Annotated in this window: 6 protein-coding genes; 3 read left to right on the forward strand and 3 right to left on the reverse strand. The window is 37.8% G+C overall.

Going from position 1 to position 8041, the window contains the following annotated elements:
• Window positions 1-95 precede the first annotated feature (95 nt).
• Window positions 96-1922 (forward strand): enterotoxin A family protein, encoded by a 1827-nt coding sequence (locus E5A76_RS18160; protein WP_161119779.1) that lies wholly within the window; start codon window positions 96-98, stop codon window positions 1920-1922.
• Between the two features lie 86 nt (window positions 1923-2008).
• Here E5A76_RS18160 and E5A76_RS18165 read toward each other — a convergent pair whose 3' ends face one another.
• Window positions 2009-2818, reverse strand: a complete 810-nt coding sequence (locus tag E5A76_RS18165) for a sulfite exporter TauE/SafE family protein (protein WP_161119780.1) — start codon at window positions 2816-2818, stop codon at window positions 2009-2011.
• Between the two features lie 234 nt (window positions 2819-3052).
• On the opposite strand from E5A76_RS18165, the gene E5A76_RS18170 reads away from it, so the two are divergent.
• Both E5A76_RS18170 and E5A76_RS18175 read left to right on the forward strand, forming a co-directional pair.
• Window positions 3053-4033, forward strand: a complete 981-nt coding sequence (locus tag E5A76_RS18170; RefSeq protein WP_161119781.1) for a DUF1852 domain-containing protein — start codon at window positions 3053-3055, stop codon at window positions 4031-4033.
• Between the two features lie 48 nt (window positions 4034-4081).
• On the forward strand, window positions 4082-5113 hold the full coding sequence (locus E5A76_RS18175; RefSeq protein WP_161119782.1) for a methionine synthase: 1032 nt from the start codon (window positions 4082-4084) through the stop codon (window positions 5111-5113).
• Window positions 5114-5234: 121 nt separating this feature from the next.
• On the opposite strand, the gene E5A76_RS18180 is transcribed toward E5A76_RS18175, so the two are convergent.
• Together E5A76_RS18180 and E5A76_RS18185 are read right to left on the reverse strand one after the other, a co-directional pair.
• Window positions 5235-5702, reverse strand: a complete 468-nt coding sequence (locus E5A76_RS18180) for a GNAT family N-acetyltransferase (RefSeq protein WP_161119783.1) — start codon at window positions 5700-5702, stop codon at window positions 5235-5237.
• Window positions 5703-6040: 338 nt separating this feature from the next.
• Entirely contained in the window at window positions 6041-7645 is a 1605-nt protein-coding gene (locus E5A76_RS18185) for a HEPN domain-containing protein (RefSeq protein WP_161119784.1), read from the reverse strand.
• Between the last annotated feature and the right edge of the window lie 396 nt (window positions 7646-8041).

Genomic DNA, 8041 nt, shown 5'->3' on the forward strand with positions numbered 1-8041 from the left:
TACTATTGGTTTTTGTTATTTTTGATTATCTTCTATTTAGTTAAATAAAATGCTTAGTTATTCTGTTGTCACCATTTTTTGCATTTAAATTTTTTATGTTTAATTATATCGGAATATTATTAGTAATATTTTTATCGTTTCCCGTTTTTGCTGACGATCCACCATTATATCGGGCAGATTCGCGTTCTCCTGAAGACATACAAGCCACTAATGGTTTTAATCCGCGAGGCTTCGAGGAGTATTTCAGCCGTAATAGGCCAATGAATATTAATTTATTTACTCATGCTCAAGGTACACAAACGGGTATGGCTCGTGATAATGATGGTTATGTCTCGACATCATATTCTATGCGTAGTGCTCACGTCGTGGGGCAAACTATATTGTCTGGTTATCCTCGTTACTATATTTATGTTATAGCGACAGCTCCTAATTTAATTGATGTTAATGAAGTGCTAGGCCGTTTTTCACCACACCCAGATGAACATGAAGTGGCGGCGCTAGGAGGTATTCCATGGTCACAAGTCATGGGTTGGTACACTGTCACTAGCGGTGTGATATCAGAATCGATGACGCAAAATAGAGCGTATAGACCCAGCTTATATGAGAACTTACATATCACACCTGCGTGGGATGCTTACCAATTTGCTGGTTTTCCGATTGATCACAACGCTTGGCGACAATTTCCTTGGCATAACTATGTTGATTTATGTGGCGTTCCTCGAATAGTAAAAAGAAGCATCACAGTTAATCGAAAAGAATTAGATGCTCAAGCCTGTTTGCAAGCACAATCTAAAAACGCTTATCAGTATTTAGAAAATGTTCGTTCATTAATGCACGTTTCTAAAATTGTTAAAAAGTCAGAGACAACCACAAGTAACAGCATGGTATTTCCACTCCATGATTATCCACACAAATGGGTAGATCTGGATGGATTGGGTAATCAAAGTTACTGTGGTTTTAATACCGATGCCAATAGTGATAAAAAATACATTACGTGTTTACGAAATCTCGGTAACTTTCACTTTCAAACTACTGCAGTGGTATTACCTGATTATGGTTGGGGAGCTGGGCAAGATTTTGTCGATGGTGATGGTGATGGAAAAACCGATTACTGTCGGCTCCAATACAATTGGACACATCCAGTGTGCTCATTATCAACCATTGAAAAACCATTTAGCGTTAACCAAGAAGGGGAATATGTGAATGCTGGCTATGATTCAAGCCGTCATTGGACAAATATTTCTAATCATAAAAGCAATTTATGCCGACAAATATCATCAACACAAACAACATGTAGTGACTTAACAGGTAACTCTAGTGATTTTAATGATGATGATAGCGGCTGGGCTAATTCTCGTATTTGGTTAGATATTGATGGGAATGGTGAAGAAGATTACTGTCGATTGGTGTATACTTGGACGCATCTCCGCTGTAACTTGCACAAAAAGGATAATACATGGCAAACCGTGGAAACAGGCTATGTTGATGGTGGTTATAGCAACTTAAGATTCTCACTAAAAATGGCCTACGAACATCCGCACTATTGTCGCGTTGTTGGTAATCATGACTATTTCCATTGCTCTTATATTAATAAAGACAATAAGCTTGAGGATTATTCAGTTCATCTACCATTCCAAATATTTGATTTAGGCGGTACCGAATTTAATGATGTGGATGGCGATGGGCGTGATGATTTGTGTAAATACGATCCAACAAATAACGCAGTCAATTGTTACCTAAATCAAGATAAGCAGTTTGATACTAACCCAATCAAATTACCATTAACGGGTACACCTATCGCACCATTAGGCAACTATAGTACGAAAGTGATTGGCTCTAACAAGTCATCAAATCAGAAAAGTGCGGTATGTTACAACGTAGGCTACGGCACCTTATATTGCGATACATTTAGGATCTATTAAGTATCTATATCACTGTATATGAAGATAAAAAAGCGAACATTAGTGTTCGCTTTCTTTATCGTTATTTGTTTAATTGTGAAACGTTGTTAGCTGATCGCCATATTGGTCGCCATAGCTAACAATAAAACCGAGAAGATTTTTTTGATTGTTGTTACAGGTAAATGGTGAGTGGCTTTTGCACCTAATGGAGCAGTGAACCAAGAGGTACACACAATACCGAATAACGCTGGTAAATACACAAAGCCAGCGAAACCATCACTGATAGATAAATAACTGCTACCAGAAGTGATATAACCAATAGAGCCAAACAGCGCAATCACAATGCCACACGCCGACGCACAGCCAATGGCTTTTTTCATATCAAGCGAGAAGAACGTTAATAAAGGCACTAACAGTGCGCCGCCACCAATGCCAATCATCGCAGACAAACCGCCCGTTATCGTAGTTAAAAAGGTAAGCACCACATTGTTTGGCATGTTACGTGTTTTGGCGTTGTCTTTTTGGGTACTGCTGTAGAACATCTTTAGTGCAATCAATGCCACACTCACAGCAAATACTATGCGTACCACATTGGCTGGTAACAAGGCGGCAAGAAAGCCACTGATCAGAGCGCCAAGGGCAACGCCCGTCATGATCCAAGGGGCTAAATCCCAAGGCACATTGCCGTTTTTATGGTGAGCAATTGCTGAAGAAGTCGACGTAAACAGGATAGACGCTAACGAAGTGGCAATGGCGACGATCACCACCTGATCAGACGGTAAAATCGCAAAGTGGAGTAAAATAATACTCAAAATAGGCACAATGACTAAGCCGCCACCAATACCTAATAATCCCGCTAAAAAGCCCACTCCACTGCCAAGTAATGCGCAATATATTATTAATAATAATTCAGTCATTCCATTCACTTCTTCATCGCAATCTTAGTTAAGTTATTGAACAAAAATACATCCATTCAAAATTGGCTGAGCACTATAGCTTACAAATTTGTAACAATTCAAACCTATTAACTTGAATTTTTCTCATGTTGAATGTGAAAGAAATCCACTTTTTTTCATCAACTCCTCTTCGTATAACTAAATACAGACAGCGCATCAGCATTCACTTATTTCAGCTAAAAGGAAGAGGCCGCTATGACAAAGGATTTCACATTTACAATTAATAAAACGGGCCTTGATGAAAATTATCATCCCGCTAGCAACACACGCCTTACTACCAATTTCGCGAACTTAGCGCGAGGGGAAAGTCGCCAACAGAATCTACGTAACGCATTAAACATGATTAATAACAGCTTTAATGCCTTGGCGAACTGGGATAACCCTCAAGGTGAACGTTATTCTGTTGAGCTTGAAATTGTCTCGGTAGATATCGACATTGAAGGGCAGGGGCAAACATTCCCATCCATCGAAGTATTAAAAACCTACATTATTGATAATCAAACCAACCAGCGTATTGAAGGGATTGTCGGTAATAACTTTTCTTCTTATGTGCGTGATTACGATTTCAGCGTATTACTACAAAACCATAATAAAGGTAAGCCACAGTTTAGTATTCCAGATAACTTTGGCGAGCTGCATGGCAAAATCTTCCAAAGTTTTGTTAACTCAGCTGTCTATAAAGAGAATTTCAAAAAGACACCAGTGATTTGTTTAAGCGTGTCAGATAACAAAACCTATTTCCGCACCGAAAATCAGCACCCAGTATTGGGCGTGGAATATAAACCCAATGAGTCGTCATTAACCGAGCAATACTTCCAAAAAATGGGCTTACAGGTACGTTACTTTATGCCTGCAAACAGTGTTGCTCCTTTGGCGTTCTACTTCTTTGGTGACTTACTCAATGATTACACCAATCTTGAGCTGATAAGCACCATCAGCACCATGGAAACATTCCAAAAGATCTATCGACCAGAAATCTATAACGCAAACGCAGTGGCTGGAAAGTCCTATAAACCCAACCTAAAGTGCCCCGATCATTCACTGACCAAAATCGTGTATGACCGAGAAGAGCGCAGCAGGTTGGCGGGTGAACAAGGCAAATTTGCCGAGCAGCACTTTATCAAACCATACCAAACCGTGCTTGAGCAATGGTCAGCGAATTTCGTGACTCGCTAACATCAACATTGCTTTCATCATTTATATCAACATAGGACGTTAACTATCATGAAAACATTATTACCAACATCAACAGCAGGAAGTTTACCGAAACCAGATTGGCTTGCCGAGCCTGAAAAACTTTGGTCAGAGTGGAAACTAGAAGGGGATGCACTAGCGGCAGGTAAACAAGATGCGCTACGTTTATCATTGCAAAATCAACAACAAGCAGGGATTGATATTGTCAGTGACGGAGAACAAACTCGCCAACATTTTGTGACTACCTTTATTGAACACCTTAATGGCGTCGATTTTGAAACCCGCAAAACCGTTAAAATCCGTGATCGTTACGATGCCAGTGTACCTACCGTTGTTGGTCCTGTTTCTCGCCAAAAATCGGTGTTTGTCGAAGATGCAAAATACCTCCGTCAGCAAACCAAACAACCTATTAAATGGGCATTGCCGGGGCCGATGACCATGGTTGATACCCTTTATGATGCGCATTATCAAAGCCGTGAAAAACTGGCGTGGGAATTTGCCAAAATCCTTAATGAAGAAGCGAAAGAGCTAGAAGCGGCAGGGGTCGACATTATTCAATTTGATGAGCCGGCGTTTAACGTATTCTTTGATGAAGTGAATGCATGGGGCATCGCTTGTTTAGAAAGAGCCATAGAAGGGCTGAAATGCGAAACCGCCGTTCACATTTGTTATGGCTATGGCATTAAAGCCAACACCGATTGGAAGAAAACCCTCGGCTCTGAATGGCGACAATACGAAGAAGCGTTCCCGAAACTACAACAATCGAACATCGATATTATCTCGCTTGAATGCCATAACTCCCATGTACCGATGGATTTACTCGAATTGATCCGTGGTAAAAAAGTCATGGTCGGGGCGATTGATGTTGCTAGCGATAAGATTGAAACACCCGAAGAAGTGGCTAACACTTTACGCAAAGCACTGAAATTTGTTGATGCAGATAAACTCTATCCATGCACCAACTGCGGTATGGCACCACTGGCACAAGATATCGCACAAGGTAAATTGGAAGCCTTAAGTGCAGGTGCTGAGATTATCAGGAAAGAGCTGTTGGGGGAGTAGGGATAGGGTAGAAAGTGGTTATAAGCCGCTTGATGATCACAAATGAGTTAGCTAAATGGCTAACTTATTTGTGGACAATTCTTACTACATTCTATTTAGCACTGTTAGTGGATAATATTTGCTAAATTACTTTTGTCATTGGAATGCACGCTAACTCAAAACCAGATGGATGCTTCCAAGACGTTTTCTCACCAGCTACAAACCCCATGCTTTCATAGAACTTAATTGCATTTAGGGAAGAGGACAACTGTAAATGATATAAACCAGATTTTTTTGCTTTATGTATCAGGTTATTGGCAATTTTCTTCCCAAAACCTCTTCCTGTAAATCTTGGATCAACAAAGACAGACTCCAGAGAGCCATTTTTAGTATCTACAAACCCAAATCCTACTATGTATTCATGTTCTTCTAGCACAATGGCACCGAGACCAAGTAGTATCTCATCAAAGTCGTCAGGCATTGGCGAGTTAGCCCAAGAAAAAACAACTTCATTAGAATAATGCGATACACATGTTTTTAAGATTGCTTGCGTTCTAATTTCCCATATTCTGCTTACATCGCATTTGTCAGCCTTACGTATTAATGTCATATACTTCCCTATGCCCTTAAGTTGTACAGTCTAATTTTCGTAATTTTATTCAGATAAAACTAGTAAGCTGTATTCAAGGCTATCTTCAAATCAATATTATTCAATCATCAGACCATGAGCTATTAGTCATTTAGACGTAGACCTAAAGCTAGCCATAGATGATTAACTCAAAGTTTTGGATAGAAGTGTGTTAGATAATTTGCTCTATTTAGGCTGGTAGGTATTAAGAAAAGTGAAGGTAATGTTATGTTTAGTTTTCAACATTACCTTTCATTATATTTCAAATATTTATATAAGTTGGTTTGGGCTTGTCCAACACTTATCATTATCTGTTAGATTTAAGATAAATACATTTGTTCAATCAGTTCTGATTTAAACTTTAACTTTTTGTCCGATAACGTATCTTCTAAAGCCTTATATGTCATATCAGTTAATTTGAATGCCTGTTCGATACTCAAGACTTTTTGGGAGTCATTTACTAGCGTTATGATTTTTTCTATTATGTGATCTAAATAGTCATGGACATTTTCAATAAGAAGCTCAATATAACTCGGCGTCATACCACTATGAACTATCATGTTACGAGCACGATAGATCCTTCTAATTTGCCAGCCCACTCTAATAGTATGGTTTTTTAAACCTTTGACCATATTTTGTGGATCTGCATAGATAAACTCTAAATACTCAAAACGATCATATAGCAGGTGAAAATCCTTAAAGGAGTTTTTCAGCTCCTGTCGCTTATCTGAATAATCTTCTAGGGATAATAATTTAGCTACCTTTATTACCTGATTATCCCCTTCGATATCTTTTAGAACTTTCTTTGTCTGATTACTATTCCAATTAAAAAGATCGCTTGTTAAGCGAGCAACTAGTCTTTGATAATAGCCTAAATTTAAGAAAGGCATAGTACTCTGAACAATATGTTCAATATTAGATATGTTTGAGTCATGAGAAGCTGGAATAATTGATTCAAGAGCGATCCAAAGGTTTAGCATCTGATTCTCATTGGAATCGCTTCTTAAGGCGAGAGAATGAAGCTCTGCTGCTCTTGTAAACACTCTAAATGAGTTTTTCTCTAAACCAAATTCCGATAAAAATCTATTGGCTTTTATTGCTGCTCTAGATGGTTTTTGGTCACTACATTTATGCATCGCGTTCGTTCGAATACGAGACCTACTCACTTCATTATCTGCTTCATTCCAAATCAAACAATCTGTCGTCCAACTGAGTTGTTGTTTGTGGTGAAATAGACCAAACATAGTACTCAACATTTCTAAAGTATCTTCAGCGGTATTTTTTGCAGAAAAATTGTCTCTAGCCTTTATTTCCGAAACGCAAATGTATACTTCATTCTCGCTCTTTGGAAACTTATGTTTGCTATGGTCTATATCTAAGTCGTGCAAGTCATTTACTAATTTGATATCAAATGCTTTCAGAGAATCCTTGTATAGAATAACATCTTTAGTTGAGCGGAAGACTATTTGATATTGCTTTGGCTTATCGCAGAATATTTTTATAAAATCCTCAATTGCGCTGTTGCCATGAATTCTGTTTTTATCGTAGTGGTAAAACTTTTGTGTTGTTTCTGCAATGTATTCTGAACTGAAACCCAAATTTAATAGTGTTGTTGCGTAACTTCTAGCTAATGAACGGATTGAAGAAAAGTCAACTTTGTCTTTAATTACTTGAATGAGTAGTTCTTCGTTTTTCTTTTTATAGCGCTTCAAATTAATTTGACGAAGTATTAATTCAACTACTATTTTCTTATCTTCGGCCGTCTTCTTCGGATCACGAAGTGTTGCATTAATTTGTTTTAACTTAATAGACAATAGAGCTTGTGCAACCTTATCTCTTGATAAGTTTTCACATAGTTCATCGATAACATGTTGCAAATTAGGTGCTTTTATATTTCCTTTTTGGATCTCATCGATTACTTCCAATGCCTCTTCACACAACAAACTCGTGTTCATTGACGACGGTTTATAAGTATCGAGAGAGAAATCAAAAAACAACTCATCAAATAGCTGAGCAAAAAAAGTAGGTTTTTACTATTTTCTAAGTCATCCCACTTTTCAGTTTTTCTGTACTTCATTATTTTTCCTAACTACTGAGTTTCATTTAAAATGTAACAGCTTATAAATAAGCATTCTTATTTAAAGCAAAATAACGCCTTCAATGTTAGATAATCATAATCAATTTGATTCATAAATATCATGAGCTTGATTACATTATTTTGTTTCAAAGTGTTTATTTGAAATGTAGAAAGTAAGAAATGATCTTTAATCAGAAAGGAGTTAAACGATAAACTCACAGTTGCTCTTTATATAGCAATATTG

Source organism: Photobacterium lucens, from assembly GCF_009873615.1.
GTDB classification, from domain to species: Bacteria; Pseudomonadota; Gammaproteobacteria; order Enterobacterales; family Vibrionaceae; genus Photobacterium; species Photobacterium lucens.

What these genes read in the sequence shown, in the direction of transcription:
- E5A76_RS18170 (WP_161119781.1), top strand. Translation starts at nt 3,053, where the DNA reads ATGACAAAGGATTTCACATTTACAATTAATAAAACGGGCCTTGATGAA.
- E5A76_RS18175 (WP_161119782.1), top strand. Translation starts at nt 4,082, where the DNA reads ATGAAAACATTATTACCAACATCAACAGCAGGAAGTTTACCGAAACCA.
- E5A76_RS18180 (WP_161119783.1), bottom strand. Translation starts at nt 5,702, where the DNA reads ATGACATTAATACGTAAGGCTGACAAATGCGATGTAAGCAGAATATGG.
- E5A76_RS18165 (WP_161119780.1), bottom strand. Translation starts at nt 2,818, where the DNA reads ATGACTGAATTATTATTAATAATATATTGCGCATTACTTGGCAGTGGA.
- E5A76_RS18160 (WP_161119779.1), top strand. Translation starts at nt 96, where the DNA reads ATGTTTAATTATATCGGAATATTATTAGTAATATTTTTATCGTTTCCC.